Source organism: Shewanella sp. DC2-4 (assembly GCF_013248875.1).
GTDB classification, from domain to species: domain Bacteria; phylum Pseudomonadota; class Gammaproteobacteria; order Enterobacterales; family Shewanellaceae; genus Shewanella; species Shewanella oncorhynchi.
Map to the genome: position 1 here is coordinate 3,158,715 of NZ_JABRVR010000002.1, position 18,610 is coordinate 3,177,324.

At 45.5% G+C, this 18,610-nt stretch carries 14 protein-coding genes and 1 rRNA gene; 6 read left to right on the forward strand and 9 right to left on the reverse strand.

Features of this window, described 5'->3' with window-relative positions; translation table 11 throughout:
* Positions 1–29: 29 nt before the first annotated feature.
* The 4 genes from dauA (at position 30) to HQQ92_RS14520 (ending at position 5,075) form a co-directional block, all read left to right on the forward strand.
* Entirely contained in the window at positions 30–1,793 is a 1,764-nt protein-coding gene (dauA, locus tag HQQ92_RS14505) for a C4-dicarboxylic acid transporter DauA (protein ID WP_173246295.1), read from the forward strand.
* Between the two features lie 270 nt (positions 1,794–2,063).
* On the forward strand, positions 2,064–2,555 hold the full coding sequence (gene purE, locus HQQ92_RS14510) for a 5-(carboxyamino)imidazole ribonucleotide mutase (RefSeq protein ID WP_028760937.1): 492 nt from the start codon (positions 2,064–2,066) through the stop codon (positions 2,553–2,555).
* Complete coding sequence (gene purK / locus HQQ92_RS14515; protein WP_173246298.1) at positions 2,555–3,658, forward strand: 5-(carboxyamino)imidazole ribonucleotide synthase; 1,104 nt, start codon at positions 2,555–2,557, stop codon at positions 3,656–3,658. The genes purE and purK overlap by 1 nt, the downstream gene beginning before the upstream one ends.
* A gap of 163 nt (positions 3,659–3,821) precedes the next feature.
* Positions 3,822–5,075, forward strand: coding sequence for a diguanylate cyclase (locus HQQ92_RS14520; protein WP_173246300.1), 1,254 nt, complete (start codon positions 3,822–3,824; stop codon positions 5,073–5,075).
* A 193-nt stretch (positions 5,076–5,268) separates the two neighbouring features.
* Here the strand turns inward: HQQ92_RS14520 and HQQ92_RS14525 are convergent, their stop codons facing one another.
* The 5 genes from HQQ92_RS14525 to HQQ92_RS14545 all read right to left on the reverse strand — a co-directional run bounded on the left by HQQ92_RS14525 (position 5,269) and on the right by HQQ92_RS14545 (position 11,809).
* Positions 5,269–5,886 (reverse strand): hypothetical protein, encoded by a 618-nt coding sequence (locus HQQ92_RS14525; protein WP_302051421.1) that lies wholly within the window; start codon positions 5,884–5,886, stop codon positions 5,269–5,271.
* A 167-nt stretch (positions 5,887–6,053) separates the two neighbouring features.
* Positions 6,054–6,518 carry a hypothetical protein gene (locus tag HQQ92_RS14530; RefSeq protein ID WP_173246303.1) on the reverse strand — a complete coding sequence of 155 codons (465 nt, stop codon included), beginning with the start codon at positions 6,516–6,518 and terminating at the stop codon, positions 6,054–6,056.
* Positions 6,515–8,164, reverse strand: coding sequence for a glutamate--cysteine ligase (gene gshA, locus HQQ92_RS14535; protein ID WP_173246306.1), 1,650 nt, complete (start codon positions 8,162–8,164; stop codon positions 6,515–6,517). Before gshA ends, HQQ92_RS14530 begins: the two co-directional genes overlap by 4 nt.
* A 185-nt stretch (positions 8,165–8,349) precedes the next feature.
* Positions 8,350–11,202 (reverse strand): pitrilysin family protein, encoded by a 2,853-nt coding sequence (locus HQQ92_RS14540; RefSeq protein ID WP_173246308.1) that lies wholly within the window; start codon positions 11,200–11,202, stop codon positions 8,350–8,352.
* Positions 11,203–11,383: 181 nt separating this feature from the next.
* Positions 11,384–11,809 carry a YqaA family protein gene (locus HQQ92_RS14545; protein WP_131525261.1) on the reverse strand — a complete coding sequence of 142 codons (426 nt, stop codon included), beginning with the start codon at positions 11,807–11,809 and terminating at the stop codon, positions 11,384–11,386.
* A gap of 292 nt (positions 11,810–12,101) precedes the next feature.
* Here HQQ92_RS14545 and HQQ92_RS14550 point away from each other — a divergent pair, with 292 nt between their 5' ends.
* Both HQQ92_RS14550 and HQQ92_RS14555 read left to right on the forward strand, forming a co-directional pair.
* Positions 12,102–13,355, forward strand: coding sequence for a dicarboxylate/amino acid:cation symporter (locus HQQ92_RS14550; protein WP_173246311.1), 1,254 nt, complete (start codon positions 12,102–12,104; stop codon positions 13,353–13,355).
* A 232-nt stretch (positions 13,356–13,587) separates the two neighbouring features.
* On the forward strand, positions 13,588–13,755 hold the full coding sequence (locus HQQ92_RS14555) for a hypothetical protein (RefSeq protein ID WP_173246315.1): 168 nt from the start codon (positions 13,588–13,590) through the stop codon (positions 13,753–13,755).
* A gap of 140 nt (positions 13,756–13,895) precedes the next feature.
* Here HQQ92_RS14555 and HQQ92_RS14560 read toward each other — a convergent pair whose 3' ends face one another.
* The 4 genes from HQQ92_RS14560 to rrf form a co-directional block, all read right to left on the reverse strand.
* On the reverse strand, positions 13,896–15,026 hold the full coding sequence (locus HQQ92_RS14560; RefSeq protein WP_168823572.1) for a sodium ion-translocating decarboxylase subunit beta: 1,131 nt from the start codon (positions 15,024–15,026) through the stop codon (positions 13,896–13,898).
* Positions 15,027–15,034: 8 nt separating this feature from the next.
* Positions 15,035–16,861, reverse strand: coding sequence for a sodium-extruding oxaloacetate decarboxylase subunit alpha (gene oadA / locus HQQ92_RS14565; RefSeq protein WP_173246318.1), 1,827 nt, complete (start codon positions 16,859–16,861; stop codon positions 15,035–15,037).
* 11 nt (positions 16,862–16,872) lie between these two features.
* On the reverse strand, positions 16,873–17,139 hold the full coding sequence (locus tag HQQ92_RS14570; protein WP_173246320.1) for an OadG family protein: 267 nt from the start codon (positions 17,137–17,139) through the stop codon (positions 16,873–16,875).
* Positions 17,140–18,350: 1,211 nt separating this feature from the next.
* Positions 18,351–18,466 (reverse strand): 5S ribosomal RNA (gene rrf / locus HQQ92_RS14575).
* Positions 18,467–18,610: the final 144 nt, after the last annotated feature.

Below are 18,610 nucleotides of genomic sequence, written 5' to 3' on the forward strand. Positions count from 1 at the left end.
TGTTACTCGCCTCGCTATGGGACCCACTCGTGTCACACTCAGCTCATTTGTTTTCCCTAAGAATCGCCCACGCACTCACAGAAGCTTGCGTGAAGGATAAGTATTCGTTTAAACGTTTTGGGCAAGATCTTCTTGCAGGTCTCACCGTCGGCATTATTGCCATACCGTTAGCAATGGCATTAGCCATTGCCAGTGGAGTTGCACCTCAATACGGTTTATACACTGCGATTGTCGGCGGTTTTATTATCGCCATATCTGGCGGCTCACGTTATAGCGTGTCAGGCCCGACAGCGGCATTCGTAGTATTACTCTATCCGATAGCCCAACAGTTTGGTTTAGCAGGATTATTAATCGCGACTGTGATGTCCGGAATGATACTCGTCGGCATGGCAATGCTGCGACTTGGCCGATTAATTTTGTATATCCCTGAATCCGTTACCTTAGGCTTTACCGCGGGGATAGGTGTCGTCATCGCTACCTTGCAGCTCAAAGATTTTTTCGGACTCGAGATAGCCCAGATGCCAGAGCAATATCTGGCTAAGTTGATGACATTAGCTCAAGCGCTACCCTCGGTGCATTTACCTAGCCTACTGGTAGCATCCGCGACCTTAGCGACTATGCTACTTTGGCCAAAACTCAAAACACCCGTGCCAGCGCACCTTCCAGCAATCATACTCGGCACTATGTTCGCCTTGGTTCTCAATGCCATGGGTGCAGATATAGAAACCATAGGAACCCGTTTTCACTATCAACTGAGTGATGGCACCACAGGCATGGGAATTCCTGCCGTATTACCCAGTTTCGAATGGCCTTGGCTGCAAGCTGGCGCGAATGGCCAAGCCTTTCAGTTTAATCTCGCGACCTTTCAAGCCTTATTACCTGCCGCCTTTGCCATTGCCATGTTAGGCGCAATTGAATCGCTACTTTGTGCAGTGGTGCTCGATGGCATGACAGGTAAACGTCACAGTGCCAACAGTGAATTACTAGGGCAAGGTATAGGTAATATCATCACGCCGTTTTTTGGTGGTATTCCAGCCACTGCAGCAATTGCCCGTAGCGCGGCAAACGTCAAAGCAGGCGCTCAGAGCCCGATAGCTGCCATGATCCACGCCATAGTAGTCTTAATTGGTTTAGTCGCCTTAGCGGGCGTATTAGCTTATTTGCCCATGTCAGCCATGGCAGCCCTGCTACTTGTTGTGGCTTGGAACATGAGTGAAGCCCACAAAGCACTACATTTAATTAAAACTGCGCCCACTAGCGATATCATGGTTTTTGTCAGTTGCTTTTCATTAACGGTTATTTTCGACATGGTGATCGCCATCAGTGTGGGAATTATCCTTGCTGCCTTACTGTTTATGAAAGAAATTGCCGAGATGACAAAGCTTTACGATATCAGCACCAACAAGCGTTATGTGGATCAAGAGCTACCTGCCGATTGGACTGTCCTCAAAATTAACGGGCCGCTATTCTTCGCTGCTGCTGACCGCATTTTCTCCGAAATCGCGAGTCTCACCGAAGATAAACAAGTGATAGTGCTTTATCTCGATGGAGTATCTATTCTGGATGCGGGAGGATTAGCCGCACTGACGAAGCTGATTGAAAAATGCAAAGCGAATAAGACTAAGCTCATTATCGCCGATCTGCAGTTCCAGCCCATCCGAACGCTGGCGAGAGCGAAGATCCAGCCAATTGAAGGTGTGTTGAAGTTTTACTCAACCCTACGTGAGGCAATGACAGAAGCGCCAGTCATCACTCAGCAAACAGAAATCACTACGGATAAGCAAATACTGTAAACCTCGCAACCCAATATCAGCAGCTTATGACTGCAAACTAATGCCAAAGGCCAACCTCAGTGTTGGTCTTTTTTATTGCTCCATCACCTCACCTATTCATCGCCGCGAAAGACGTTTTTTCACACGCAAAAACGGGCAGAAATCGCTAGGATCATGGTATTATTCAGCGCCATGATGCTAGCTACCGATGACGGCTAGACAAGCATCAACTGTACCTAGACCTGAAACAAGGTCAAAATATAATTAAAATTAGTGAGTTAAGGAGTTATCATGCAAGCCCTTGTTGCTGTTGTTATGGGTTCTAAAAGTGATTGGCCCACGATGGAAGCTGCCGCTGAGATAATGGATAAACTGCAAGTGCCTTATCATGTTGAAGTGGTTTCCGCCCATAGAACGCCAGATAAACTCATGGAGTTTGCAGCCTCTGCCGCCGAACGTGGTTTTAAAATCATCATTGGTGGCGCTGGTGGTGCAGCGCACTTACCCGGTATGATAGCCTCTAAAACTCGCTTACCCGTATTAGGTGTACCAGTCCAAAGTAAAGCCCTGTCAGGTATGGATAGCTTATTGTCTATCGTTCAAATGCCAAAAGGCATCGCAGTCGGCACCTTAGCCATAGGCACAGCGGGTGCATTCAATGCGGGATTATTGGCCTGCCAAATCCTTGCGAATAACGATGCAGAATTAGCGGCTCGTGTTGACGCTTTCAGAGAAGAACAGACCCGTGCGGTACTGGACAATCCAGACCCGAGGGAAGTCTAATGACCCAGACAAACACTAAACCTAAGGTGTGGGTATTAGGTAATGGTCAGCTGGGCGCCATGTTGACCCACGCTGGTGAGCCATTAGCGATTGAAGTTAACGCAGTCGATATCATGACGCCTACGGATGACATTCTGCCACTCGCGCCCCACGACATTATTACCGCCGAGCGCGAACAGTGGCCAGAGTCCGCCCTGAGTTTACAACTCAGCTCACACCCCCATTTTGTTAATGGTCCGGTATTTAGCCGTTTAGCCGACCGTTTTAGCCAAAAGAGTCTACTCGACCAGCTCAGTGTTCCCACAGCGCCTTGGACCTTAGTTGACGATAACACCCAAGTCGATACCCTGTATCAGCACTATGGTCCTAGAGTCTTGATGAAACGCCGTACCGGTGGTTATGACGGTAAAGGTCAACATTGGCTTAAACAAGCCGAAGCGGGGGATATTCCAAACGATTGGCGTAACCTTGCGATTGCTGAGCAAGCGATTAATTTTGATGAAGAAGTATCATTGGTTGGCGTGCGTACTCGCAAAGGCGAATGTGTGTTTTATCCGCTGACGCTGAACTTACATCAGGACGGCATTTTAATGGCGTCGATTTCGCCACTAGCACGCTTAACCCCCTTGCAAGCCCAAGCCGAAACTATGCTCAGCGCTATTATGCACGAGCTTGAATACGTTGGCGTGATGGCGATGGAATGCTTCCGTGTTGGTGATGAGTTATTGGTGAATGAGCTGGCACCGCGAGTGCACAACTCTGGCCATTGGACTCAAGCCGGAACCCATATGGATCAATTCCAGCTGCATCTTAGAGCACTTTGCGGAATTGCGATCCCACAGCCACAAGTGAATTTTCAGTGTGTTATGGTCAACCTTATCGGTATCGATAATGACCCACGTTGGTTAAGTTTGCCCAATGCTGAGTTGTACTGGTACAACAAAGAAGTGCGCCCAGGTCGTAAAGTCGGACATTTAAACCTATCAGTGCCAAATCAAACTGTGCTCAACCAGAGCATAGCCGCACTGCAAACTTGGATGCCAATCCAATACCAAGCACCATTAACTTGGATATTGGCCGAATACGCAGAAAATTCGCGTTAATTCAGTATTTAGTACCAAAATCACTGATATGAAATTGTCCACAGTTTCATATCAGTTTATATTTCAATTTTCGTTATATACTTAACTGAACTCAGTGTGAATACGTTAGTGATGTATAGCATTCAATGATTACTAGCAATGACACAGATAAAGGAATAGTCGAGTGAAATTAAGGGATAATTTCAAACGTAAGACCATAGATCGCTTAGATTATCGCTATCATCTGCTACTGCTTATAGTGCCGATATGTCTATTCATCCTGCTGTTTATCTTTAATGCACCCACAGAAAATTGGACTATCCTGCCCTTACTGTTTGTTTGCATCATTTATATTTTTGCCTACAGCCTAATTTACTATTTGCATCAGGGTCGCTTAACTCGACTATGGCAGCATTTAGAGCAAGTCGTCACCATCAACGATGCCATCTATGAACTCGCACATCTCTCGAGCCATTATAAAAATGAGCATGCCTTTCTGGACGCCTTACTCAATAAAGCCGTGTACGTGATTAATGGTGCCGAAATGGGCAGCATCATTAAAATCAACGAGGTGAATAATAAACTGTATTTTGAATCTGTCGTGGGGCTCGATTTAGCAAAGCTCAGACAACTGGATTTTACCTTAGAGCAAACTTTTGAATATCGACTCACTGAAGGGAGATGCGACCAAGTGGTGGTCATCAATGATATGAAGAATATCAATGCAGCTAGCACCTTAACGGAAGATGATCAAAAAGTGTTACTCTCAGTGTCGAAGCAGCCGATACGCTCAACCCTGTCTAGCCCTATTCGTATTGATGGCAAACTGTATGCCATGCTCAATCTCGATAGCAGTAGCCTTGGCGCCTTTAGCGATTACGACCGCAATCTTGTCTCTATCCTAACTCACGAAGCTAGCAATGCCATTGCGCTCTATCAGAAGTCACTGCAGATCACTAAACTCGCCAATTTTGATCCATTAACAGGACTTTATAATCGAAAGAATTTTGAAGATGAACTGCACCACTGGCAGCACAAACCTCACTTAGGCAGTTTTTTAATTATTATCGATATGGACAATCTCAAGTCCATTAATGATGCCTATGGGCACCAGATGGGTGATGTTGCCATCAAGCGAACAGCCACCGCCATGCTCACCTATTGGCAAAATAAAGGCATTATTTCCCGTTTTGGTGGCGATGAGTTTGTCGCTTTATGCCATGGGCCGTTAGCTCAAATTGAACAGGACTTAGATGATATGCGCAAAACCTTGAATCAAGGTTCAGAGCTTAGCCTAGGTTTTAGTTTTGGTATTGCCCCCTTCGAAGCCGATTGGTATCAATCCTTTAAGACTGCAGATCATGCTATGTATGAGCAAAAGCGTGCGAAGAAAAAAGCCATTCAGGCATTAGAAACCTTCGCAGCGAAAGCGCAATAAATCAATTGAAGTATGGTGCTACAGCCGATGTCAAAAGGCTAATATCAACAATCAGTAAGCGTCGGAGTTGAATATCTGAGTTTAAGATTTGAGTTTACTATCTCGATTAGCTATCTCGATTAAATATCTAAATTGAACACCGACAGTCAGCCATTCTCACTTAAGTGGCTGACAATGATATAAAAACGTAATCTTAACCAAAAAATAAACGCCACAGCCAAGATGAATCTAAATCTTCTTGGCAGGTTTTATATTGAGCCGCGTAGCGTTTCGACCTCGCATCCACCTTGTTCGCCACTTTCACTAACCACGCCTTAGATTTGTAACTACCACGGCGATAACCGCCCCAGCCCTCGTGATAATTAAGATACTGCGCCCGCGCATCCCATTTAGATACGCCATTTATCTTATGGGTTTTGCTAATAAACCAGCCCATAAAATCCAAGGCATCATCGAAATCACTGCGGCTCGACCAACTGTTTCCCGTCTCACGCACATAATCATCCCACGTCATAGTCTTAGCCTGCGCGTAACCATAGGCATCGCTGGCACGGCCAATAGGAATAAAACCTAAAAAGTATTCCATCGGTGGCGCGGCGTTGTGCTTGAATGAACTCTCTTGATACATCATAGCTAACGGCACATGCACTGGCACACCCCATTTATCACGGACATCTTTAGCGGCATCGTACCAATCTCGGTGTTCTTGAAATATCTCACACAAATTTTCGGGAGACTTAGGCGGAGATGTCGCGCAACCTGACAAGATGCCGAGACTGGCGCAGAGTAAGATAGCGAAGGACTTATTCATTAATATCATGTTCTTTGGAGAGTTAGCTCGCGCCATAATGTCATAGACTCAGGCTGAGGCAAGCATAAAAAGCCTTTTTTGCGCTTAGAAGATCTCAGCGCTAGAGGCTAAATCAATATGACTTAAATCGAATGTAGCTGGCTTACCACTTGAGCTTAACACTTTGGCTATTTCGTTTCGGGACTCAGCTCAAACTGACACTCATGATCTTCTTGCTGCCACACGCCGGGTTCCCAATACGCAGTGTCTTTACCCATATAGCGCTTATCAGTGTGAAATAACGCACCGATATGATAACGCTGATGACTTTCGACATTGAGCTTGAATACTTTGGGTGTCCGCGCGGCAAGCGTGACTGACAAACTTGGATCATCAATCAGCTCCGCAACGGTAAATTCATATTCGCCAGGCGCTAACTGATAATTAGGCTTAGAAACGACTGCCTGCCCGTTTAAATGGGTCACCACAACTCGATACCAGTGAGTACTGGCATCGGGCTGCAAATAACCCGACACAGTACCACAGCCCAGTGGGTCTTCAGGTGACGCGGCGCAGCCAGATAACAAGGCACTGAACACAATCAAAGCTGCGCGGGCACGTAGGCCAGTGAAAGATAATAACCCCTCTTTCACAGCTTCACTCCAAAGTAATCTTCCAGATAATCATCGAATGAAACTGCACTCTGCGCCGCCTCTAGTTCAGCTTGCTTGTTAAGCGAACTGGATGCTTCAGCTTGATACTGCGCTATGGTCTCGCTCGACAAGGGATAATCGATAAAGTATTGGTAGTATTGCTGCGCTAACGTCATTACCCACTGACCATGATCTTGGCCCTTGTTGATCACGTTTTGAAGTACTTGTCCCGACAGGGTTAAATTCGGATCTTCAGCCGCTTTACGCCAATGGGCCAAAGCCACTTGATAATCCGTCCCCTCACCATCGAGCAATACTGCCAAAGGTTGCAAGGCATCAAACAACTCTTCTAACCAAGATTTAAGCGAACGTGAACCGTCTGCAGTTAATAACTCAAGCCCAGGTTTACGGCCTTCAAGCACCACAGCTTTAAGATTCGCGCTTAATCTCGCCTCTTCGCTCGCCTCAGACTTAGGCGACTGCGTTAATAAACAATAGAGTAGGAATAAATCGAGGAAACGTACTTGTGTCGACTCAATGCCAACTGGGCTAAATGGATTAACATCCAACGCTCTCACTTCAATGTATTCCACCCCAGCACGGGCCAAAGCTTCAGACGGTTTCTCGCCACTACGTGTGACCCGTTTCGCACGGATTGGCGAGTAGAACTCGTTTTCAATCTGCAATACATTGGCATTAAGTTGACGATACTCACCATCGACTTTGACGCCGATATTAGCAAAATTTGCTGAAGGCATTTTAGTGGCTGCATTCACGCCAGCCAGATACTCAGGCAAAGAGTTATAGCTGATATTTAGATCTTCTTGCTCTTTGTTGGTGTAGCCTAAATCACTCATACGCAACGAAGTGGCATAGGGCAGATACAGAGTACCGTGGCCCGTTTTTTCAAACTTGAGGTCGGTTTTTTGATCTTTAATAAAGGAGCTACATAACGCTGGCGAGGCACCAAATAAATAAGGTAGTACCCACACTAAACGTCGATAGTTACGGATCAAGCCGAAATAAGATTCTGAAATAAAATCATCGTAAGTTAACTCTTTATCACTTAACTCATACAGGCTTTGCCATAATTCTTGCGATACCGAAAAGTTAAAGTGCACCCCAGAGATGATCTGCATCAGGGCACCATAACGATAGGTTAACCCCTTACGATACAAGGTTTTCATCATGCCAGTATTCGATGAGCCATAGCGGGCAACGGGGATCTGTTGCTCATCTTTCACATAGCAAGGCATGCTCACGGGCCACAAACGCTGACCATTTAAGTGGCGCACGCTGAAGGCATGAGTCTCAGTTAACCCAGTGAGAAGTTGCTCAACATTGTGATTTACTGGCGTAATAAACTCGAGCAAGGCTTCACTGTAATCCGTCGTAATACGTGAATGCATTAACGCCGAGCCTAAGGCTTCGGGATGCGAGTCTGTAGCGAGATAACCAAACTCATCAATCCGCAACGCCTCACGTTCTATGCCACGTAACATACCCAAGAGTGCGGTGCGCCCATTGGCGTCCGAGAGATGTTGTACTAATTCATTGAATGACTTCAATTTGCGCTTCTCTAATTGGTGATTCGCTATCGCGACAAGGTTAACAGTCAGACCTTTATTTTGAGGCTTTTCTTGCAAAATATGCCTCAAAATAAATCTAAACCTGTCTGTGGGGCAAGCCAAATTCACACCTTGTATGATTAAAAGCAGACGGTGACAGCTAATGCTGTCACCGTCTTTCGATGTAAATCCGGTAAATATAGGGCAAATAGTCGTTAACTAATGCACCCGTCTATCTACCTATATAAGGGCGAAATACTAATTTACAATACTAAAGTTTCAATTGGATAGCCCAATACCGCTAAATCCGCTTCAATTGTCGCTTTATCTCCCACCACCAGAATCACCATTTTATTGATATCTAGCTCGGAAGCCGCGAGGGCATTGAGTTCATCTTTTGTTACAGTATTAATGATCTTGTCCTGTTGAGTCGTAAAATCTTGACTCAATTGGTAACGTTGGATCATCCGCATAAAGCCCGCTTTTTGATACGGTGTTTCATAATCAAGAGCTTGCCCTTGAGAGACTGAATTACGCATAAAGGCAAGTTCAGCATCTGTCATGCCCTGCTGCTGATAAGCACTGATTTCTTTTACAAACTCAATGAGTGCTTTCGCCGTCACGTCACTGCGAACGTTACTTGATGCGACAAAATCGCCCACTTCAGCACCGCCAGTAAAACGAGTGCGAGCACCATAGGTATAACCTTTATCCTCACGTAAATTTAGGTTGATACGGCTATTGAATGCGCCGCCTAACGGATAATTCATCAGATAGGATTTAAAATAATCGCCTGTGGCATCGTAGGGTAATGCGCGCTTGGCAATATTGATTACCGATTGCGCCGCACCAGGTTTATCAATCACATAAATTGTGCCGCCTTTTAATGCAGGGAGTGGCTTAAGTGGCGGTACCACAGCTGCTTCTCCTTTCCACTGGTTTAATCCCGCTAATTTAGGCAGCAATGCAGATTCAGATAAATTAGCAACAGTGACAATTTTAGCGTTGCCGCCTTGATACTGCTGGGCATAAAACGCTTTTACATCGGCTAACGTAAGCGCCGCGACAGAATCGAGCGTGCCGAGATCATTCACACCTAACGCATTGTCTTTACCGTATAACAAAGACGACAACGCCGTATCAGCCAGATAGCTAGGATCGGACTGCATATGCTGGATCTGTTGTAATTGCTGTTGTTTCACTCGCGCAAAGTCAGCTTCGCTGAACGCTGGCTGAAACAGCTTTTCTTCCATAATCGCCAGCGTCTCATCTAAATGTGCTGTCAGAGCCGATACTTTGATCGAACTTTGATATTCAGACGCACTAAAGTCGACACTACTACCTAGCATTTCTAAGGCTTGTGATAGTGCTTCACTGCTGCGCTTCTGGCTCGATTCATTAAGCATTTCCGCAGTCAGCGTTGCTAAGCCTGCTTTTTCGACGGGTATGAGTCTGTGGCCACCATTGAGATAAACAATTAACTCAACTGTTGGTGTTTCAGTACTTTGAGTGCCCATGACTTCGATGCCATTGGCTAAGGTTTTTGTCCAAATTTTAGGTACTTTGAGCATAGGTGCAACGCCAGATGCAGGCATCTTAGTCCGATCAAAACTTGAAACAAGTTCAGGCTTGGGCAAATCCCCCTCTACCGCAGAATGTGCAATCGGCAACGTTGCAGGCGTGAAGTTATCCGCATGGGCAATAAGTGACGTCATTCCCTGCGGCACCACACTCATAACCACCATAGGTTTATCTTTAATGTATTGCTTAAACACGCGCATCACATCGTCTTTGGTCACATTGGCATAACGATTCAGATCTGAGGCAATCATGTTCGGATTGCCCGACAGCGTTTGGTTCATCGCTAAGGTCGACACTTTGCCAGAAACACTCTGCAGGCTATAAATGGTATCAGCCTCAAACTGCACTTTGACTTTTTGCAGATCGTCATCGGTAACGCCACGTTGCTCAAACTCCTTAATCGAGTCGAGGATACGTTGCTCCAGATCCGCCAATTTGCCCCCCTTTTCAGGATTGGCTAAAGCATAAATCGACATCTGACACGCAAGCTCTTGACAAGGATGACTCACATTAGCCTGCACGGCATAACCGTCCTTAACCAAGTTTTTATATAATAAGGATGTTTTACCACCACCTAAAATATTGGCCAACAGATCGAGCGCGGCCTCATCTGAATGTCTAGCGTATACGGTTGGAAAACCAATACGGATCAAAGGCAAGTGCACTTGATCTTCCATGGAGATGTAACGCGTCTTGTCTAAGTTAACCAGCGCCTTTTGCTCTAACGAGACTTCACGACCGCGGGGGATTTCACCAAAATATTTATTGACCCAAGCTAAGGTTTGCATTTCATCGAAATCGCCACCTATGGTCAAGGTCGCATTGTTAGGACCATACCAACGTTGGAAAAAGTGTTTAACATCGTCAACCGTGGCGCGATTAAGATCGTCCGGCCAGCCAATTACAGGCCAAGAATAAGGATGACCGACAGGGTACATAGCTTGGCTAAAACGCTCACTCATGCGGCCATAGGGCTGATTATCGATACGTTGTGCACGCTCGTTTTTGACGGTTTCGCGCTGCACTTCGAATTTTTCACTAGTGAGTGCGGGCAACAAAAAGCCCATACGGTCCGACTCAAGCCACAACATTTTTTCTAATTGATTGTTGGGTACTGTCTCAAAGTAATTGGTTCTGTCGGTATTGGTCGTGCCATTTAGGGTACCACCAGCTTCGGTAACCACTTCAAAATGCTGTTCATCGGCAACATGCTGTGAGCCTTGGAACATCATGTGTTCAAATAAATGCGCAAATCCCGAACGCCCAGCTAATTCGCGAGCTGAGCCCACATGATAAGTGACGTCGACATGCACTAAGGGATCTGAATCATCTTGATGTAAAATAACCGTTAACCCATTGGCTAATTGGTACTTTTTGTAGGGGATCCCTACTTGCGAATCGGCCAATTGCACATTTTCGATAAGTTTAACGCCTGCGGGCAAGTTCACTGTAGTCGTTTCAGATGCACAACCCGCAAGTGCGGCAGAAATTGCGACCGCTAATATCCATTTCTTCAAAACATTCCCCTCATACATCAATGGGCCAAAAATACAGCTTCATAATCATAGTGCTGCGTTTAGTCATAGTGCGCTTAAATGATTAAGCATTGGGATTTATGACTCGCAAAATTAACACTAAGTTCCTATCTATACAGTAAATTCAGTCTAAACGGAAAAACACTCCACACCCTTGACCATTAAATCCATCCTAGCGCCATCATGCCATCCATTGCAGCACGGCAGCGGCAATAATTAAGTAACGAATTGTTTTACCAATTAAAATAATCACCAAAGAGGAAATTAGCGGTAGCCTCAACCAACCCGCCAATAAACAAAGAATATCGCCGATAATCGGTGCCCATGAGAGTAACAACGCCCACACGCCGTAGCGTTCAATCAAGGCGAGCCCCTTTGCGTGTTTACCTGTCGCTAACGCTTCTGGTGATTTTGCGAGGCGACCTAAGCGGCCTAAATAGAAACTGGTCATCGCGCCCAACGTATTGCCAATACTAGCCACCACGACCAGTGCAACCCAAGCCTCTGGGGTATTGTTTAATAACGCCACGAGTAAGACTTCAGATCCCCCCGGTAACAAAGTGGCCGCTAAAAAAGCGCCGGAGAACATAATACCTAACTCAGTCATAATGGCTTACTCAATGATAAATCTCTCTTTTTGTATTCAATGCGATGAGGTTTGCCATGGGTTAATTGAATGTTTCACTTAATCTTTTTACAACAAACTCACTTATCACAATAAGTTATAAGAAAAACGGTTTGTTATAACCCTAGCTCTGTCGATACAATAGGTTAACTATGGCAGGCAATAACCATGCGCATGACTGAGAGCGCGTTAACATCACGCTCAACTCGTTAAATACGAATCCTATCATCGCAGGCCTATTGGCTCACTCTTAATTTATTTTTCTGGAATATGCATGATCCTTCAAACCATTAGCCGCATTCCGTTTTGGCAAAAAGTCTTAGCAGGCTTTATCTTAGGTGCGCTCGTTGGCGTTATTTTAGGTGAAAGCGCCACAGTGCTAAAACCATTAGGTGACCTGTTCATTGGGGCCATTAAGATGTTGGTCGCACCTTTGGTATTTTGTGCCATTGTCGTGAGTATCACATCACTCAACTCGCAAACCAGCCTGAAACGCCTGAGCTTGAAAACTTTGGGTATGTTCATGCTGACAGGCACAATCGCCTCTCTGATCGGCTTAGCTGTTGGCTCAATGATCGACATGGGTGGCACCATGCAACTCACAACGACTGAAGTGCGCGAGCGTAATATTCCCGGTTTCGCACAAGTGTTGCTCGACATGATCCCTGTCAATCCTTTTGCTTCACTCGCTGAAGGCAAGGTACTGCAAATTATCGTGTTTGCAGCTTTGGTGGGTATCGCTATCAATAAAGTCGGCGAGAAAGCAGAGCCATTAAAACGCACCATTGAAGCAGGTGCTGAAGTCATGTTCCAACTGACTCGCATGGTCTTAAAACTCACTCCTATCGGTGTGTTTGGTTTAATGGCATGGGTTGTCGGTGAATATGGTTTATCGACTCTACTGCCTTTAGGTAAGTTTATCGGGGCTATCTACATTGCCGCCTTTATCCACATCATCTTTGTTTACGGTGGCTTAGTGAAGTTTGTTGGTGGTTTAAGCCCACTGCAATTTTTCCGTAAAGCTATGCCTGCACAGTTAGTAGCCTTTAGTACTTCCTCAAGTTTTGGTACTTTACCTGCGAGCACTCGCGCAGTCGAAACCATGGGTGTATCAAAGCGTTATAGTGCCTTTGTGATGCCATTAGGTGCGACCATGAATATGGACGGCTGTGGGGGGATTTACCCTGCGATAGCCGCTATCTTCATCGCCCAGATTTACAATATTCCGCTCGACACACTGGACTATGTGATGATCGCCGTGACTGCGACAGTGGCTTCTGTTGGTACCGCTGGCGTACCAGGAAGTGCGATGGTGATGTTAACTGTCACCTTAGGTGTGATTGGTCTGCCACTTGAAGGCATTGCCTTTATCGCCGCGATTGACCGTATTATCGATATGATCCGCACAGCAACTAACGTAACGGGCGATATGATGACTGCTGTTGTGATTGGTAAATCCGAAAATGAACTCGATGAAGCACAGTTCTATTCGAACGACAATCAAGACGTTACACCTGTGAGTTCGTAGCAATAACAATACTGTATAAAAAGTATTAAGCTAAATAATCAGTACCATTGACCACAGTAAGTGACCGCTTCGGCGGTCTCTTTTATTATCCTGCAAACAGTCTTTAATCTATTGGCTTTAGAGACCACAATCGACTTCGACAGTCTCTATTAACTGCAAAATAGGTTACTCAAATAAGATCAAGCTGTTAGACTCTAAAACCACTCTAACTCACACTTTAGCAGAACAGACAATGACGAGACTCTTCCTTATCCCGCTGATCCTATGTTTGTTTTGGGCGTTATTTTTAAAAGCCAACAAACTCACACTAAAACAAGGCCGACGAGGTTTTATCTACATTATCGGTATAGGTGGCGGGCTGATTTTAATCCTTATGGGATTACTCTGGTTAACGGCTTAGGTTAATACCAAGGATTCATACTATAAATGAGTAACTTAACAAAAAAGCCAACTCAATACTGAGTTGGCCTTAGTGCTAAAACAGCGTTAACAACTAGAATAAATTCGAAGATAAACCCGCTTAATTTACCCACTCTGTCATCAACCCAGCACAGCAAGTAAAATCCCCGCAGCCACAGCAGAACCTAGCACTCCCGCCACATTGGGCCCCATGGCGTGCATCAACAAGAAGTTATGTTGGTTGGCCTCTAATCCAACTTTGTTAACGACTCGCGCTGCCATAGGTACAGCCGACACCCCTGCGGCACCAATCAACGGATTAATCTTACCACCCGACAACTTACACATCAGTTTTGCCATCAATACACCTGCAGCAGTACCAATGCCAAATGCTAACGCTCCCAATACCAAAATCCCTAAGGTTTCAAGCCGCAGGAATTGGTCGGCTGATAACTTAGAACCGACAGCTAACCCTAAGAAAATCGTAACGATATTGATAAGCTCGTTCTGCGCCGTTTTCGATAATCTATCCACTACGCCCGATTCGCGCATCAAGTTACCAAGACAAAACATACCCACTAACGGCGTGGCTGCAGGTAGGAAGAGAATCGTTAATCCCAGTACCATCAAAGGGAAAATGATCTTTTCCTTCTTACTGACTTCGCGCAGCTGCTCCATTTTAATTTCGCGCTCGGCTTGAGTTGTCAGTAAACGCATGATCGGCGGTTGAATAATAGGGACTAACGCCATGTAGGAATAGGCCGCGACCGCAATCGCACCTAATAACTCAGGCGCCAGTTTTGAGGCAAGGAAAATCGCCGTTGGTCCATCGGCACCGCCAATAATCGCAATGGCCGCCGCATCCTTCATGGTGAACTCAAATCCCGGCACTAAGTTCAGCGCGATTGCACCAATCAGTGTCGCAAAAATCCCAAACTGTGCAGCAGCCCCTAATAACAGAGTTTTAGGATTCGCAATCAAGGCGCTAAAGTCGGTCAGCGCACCAACACCCATAAAGATCAATAGCGGAAACACTCCAGTCTCAATCCCCACATGATAGGCGTAATACAGCATGCCACCTTCTTCGGTAAATCCCGCATGGGGAATGTTCGCCAGCACTGCACCAAAACCAATGGGCAACAATAGCAAAGGCTCAAATCCACGCACTATGGCGAGATACAAGAGCAAAGCGCCCACTGCCATCATCAACACTTGCCCGCCAGTAAAGTGAGCGATACCTGTCTCGGCCCAAAAAGCTATTAAACCTTCCATAATGACTCCTACGCCAAGGCCAGTAATTGAGAACCCACAGACACTGAGTCACCTTCTTTCACCCAGATCTTAGCGATAATGCCATCGCCCTGAGCACGAATTTCAGTTTCCATCTTCATCGCCTCAAGGATGATCACGACATCGCCTTCACACACTCTATCGCCAGGAGAAACATGCACTTTGAAGATATTGCCCGACAGAGGCGCACTCATTTCAAGCCGGATCTCTCCATGGCTCGCAGTTGGCGTTGTACTCTCAGTCACAGCTTGCACAGCATGAACACTTTGTCCCTGTAGCTGGATTTGCGAGATCTCACCGCCTGCGGCGACTTCAACTATGTACTCTTGCCCTTCGACTGTTACCGTGTAAGTTTCAGGGCCACGATCCGCAGCATTAGAAGCAGCAAGTACCGAAGTCAATTCAGGTTTAGGCTCAAAGGCGCTCGGATCATCACGATTCTTTAAGAACTGCAATCCTATTTGTGGGAAGAGTGCATATGTCAGCACATCATCGTCATGCTCTGAAGATAGGCGAATGCCTTGTTCCTGTGCTTTATCAGCTAACTCAAGCCGTAATTTAGCCAGCTCTGGCGTTAATAAATCAGCAGGGCGACATGTAATGGCTTCGGCTCCTTGTAAGACTCTCGCTTGCAATGCGGCATTGACTGGCGCAGGTGTCGTGCCATATTCGCCCTTAAGCACGCCTTCAGTCTCTTTAGTCAGTGACTTATAACGCTCCCCCATCAACACATTAATGACCGCCTGCGAGCCGACAATCTGCGATGTAGGTGTCACTAAGGGCAAAAAACCTAAGTCAGCACGCACGCGGGGAATTTCTTCCAAGACCAAGTCCATCTTATCGGCCGCGCCTTGTTCCTTTAGTTGGCTCTCCATATTGGTCAGCATGCCACCAGGCACTTGTGCACGTAAGATCCGCGAATCGATGCCTTTCAGCGCGCCTTCAAACTTAGCGTACTTCTTGCGCACCTCACGGAAATAAGCGGCAATCTCCTCAAGCAACACCATATCGTAACCCGTTGCACGCTCAGTATCTTCCACCATAGCGATAACGGTTTCAGTAGCAGTATGTCCATAGGTTTGGCTCATCGACGAAATTGCCGTATCGAGCACATCGATACCCGCTTCAATGGCTTTCTGATAAGTGGCGGTACTTAATCCTGTCGTCGCATGACAATGCATAGATAACACGAGTTGCGTTTGGGATTTTAGTCGACTGATAAGCTCAAACGCTTCCATAGGCTTAAGTAAGCCAGCCATATCTTTGATACACAAAGAATCACATCCCATATCTTCGAGACGTTTTGCCATATCAACCCAAGTCTCTATGGTATGCACTGGACTTGTGGTGTATGAGATCGTCCCCTGCGCATGGCCACCAACTTGGCGCACCGCTTTCACCGCAGTGTCGAGATTACGAACATCATTCATTGCGTCAAAAATACGAAATACATCGACGCCATTGGTATGGGCACGCTCAACAAAACGCATGACTAAATCATCGGCATAATGGCGATAACCTAATAAGTTTTGGCCACGCAGCAGCATTTGCTGCGGCGTATCAGGCATTGCCTTTTTCAACTCACGAATTCTGTCCCAGGGATCTTCACCAAGATAACGAATACAGGCATCAAAAGTCGCCCCGCCCCAAGATTCCAATGACCAGAAACCAATCTTATCGAGTAACGGCGATATAGGTAACATGTCATCAATGCGTAAGCGCGTCGCTAAAATGGATTGATGTGCGTCCCGCAATACGACATCAGTTAAAAATAATGGCTTAGCCACTGCTGTCGTAGAATTAGATACAAAAGTCATACTGCTCCCCATTACTTAATCTGTGAACGATACTGCTTTACCGCTAGTGAAATCGCAGCGACCAAGTTTGGATCTAAAGGTTTAGCATCAGATTGCGCTACCCTCTGCTGACTTTTAGCATGATTTTTAGCAAAACGTGCAGATGCAGCATCCACCGCACACCAACGCGCAACCAAATGAATCCCAAGGATTAGTACACTTAAAAATAAATAAACTAAGCCCATCCCCAAAAACATAATGCCAACGGCATCCAATAAAGATTGCGTTACATCCTCCATAGCTCCCCTACCCCTTACTCTCTAGCTCCCTATCAACAACGCGATTGCCCCAAAATCATCGCTATCGCATTACAAGTTCAAAATTCATCAAATGAACTGCTCACAAACTATGGTTCTTCCGTAAACAGACACATAGCAATCACCAATCAGAAAAAATCGAATAAAAAATCACATTTTAAAGCTAACTAATCACACAACAAGAAAATCAGCTGAACTCAACCTGCTAAGAACATAACCAATTGATAACAAAAAAACCATATCAGTGTAAATTGGTCTTACCAATATTAAGTAAATCCACAGGCAACAAGTTATTAATCCTCATAAATCGAGCGATTAATTCAATATTCCATAATGAAACAAGCATAATGTTGGATTTAAGCTGAAGTGATGTCTTAGGCTAAAAAATGATTCCTAAATTGAAAACAACGAGCATAGGAATAAACCAAGTGAAAAATATGCAAATTTAACAACCCAAGCTACTACCATCTGACTAAGTGGCAAAATAAAAAGGAATATTGTTCTAAAGACATTGTTTGAAGAAGAGGAATGGGTTCAATTCAGCAAATTAAATCATCGGTTTTGACAACTTAAATGCCCCCTAGATACCAACACAGAGAAGTGCCTAACAATACGGTTGGTGTATGGAACAGCTATCTTAAAAGATAAGTAACAGTGCTACCTGAGGTAGACCTCAGGCGTCTAGTTATGCGCAGGATTAAGCAATAGGACGAGAACAAAATGAGAAATCCTAGGATCGACAAAGAATTCAGTAATTGAAATGGCTAGTGAGCTGGTGAGTTGGTGAGTTGGTGAGTTGGTGAGTTGGTGAGTTGGTGAGTAAAAATAGCGGAGAAACATGCAAGCTGAAAGAAAAACGGACTAGTTTCTACAAATTGCAGACGCAAAAAAGCCAGCTTATTCAGCTGGCTTGGTTACATCTCAATGAGATAATTAGGCGCTTGGCGATGACCTACTCTCACATGGGGGTGAAATCATCGCGCTATAAATACGGAGTATTTAGCCATGATTGAACGCGAAGAAGCTTGTCTTCGTAGCTGGGGAGTCCGCTTAGCGGCGGGCGACCGCCATGGATGGTGGAAGTGTCAATATTGGAGGAACATTTATTGACCGACATCGAGATAGGTTTTCGCAAAGCGTATAAACACAAAAGCCCTAACTGTTTAGGCTAGGGCTTTGGCGTTTATTTGGATGCTTGGCGATGACCTACTCTCACATGGGGAGACCCCACACTACCATCGGCGCGTTTGCGTTTCACTTCTGAGTTCGGGATGGGATCAGGTGGTTCCACAAGGCTATTGTCACCAAGCAAATTCTGTTTATTACCGTGTCCATCTCTGGACCACGTTAATAATAATTCGGAAAGCTGATTTGCTTTGTTTGAGTTCAAACTTTATCAAGTATCTGTATTCTGTCTAAGGCTTTCGTACGACCTCCATGGAAGGAGGAAGTG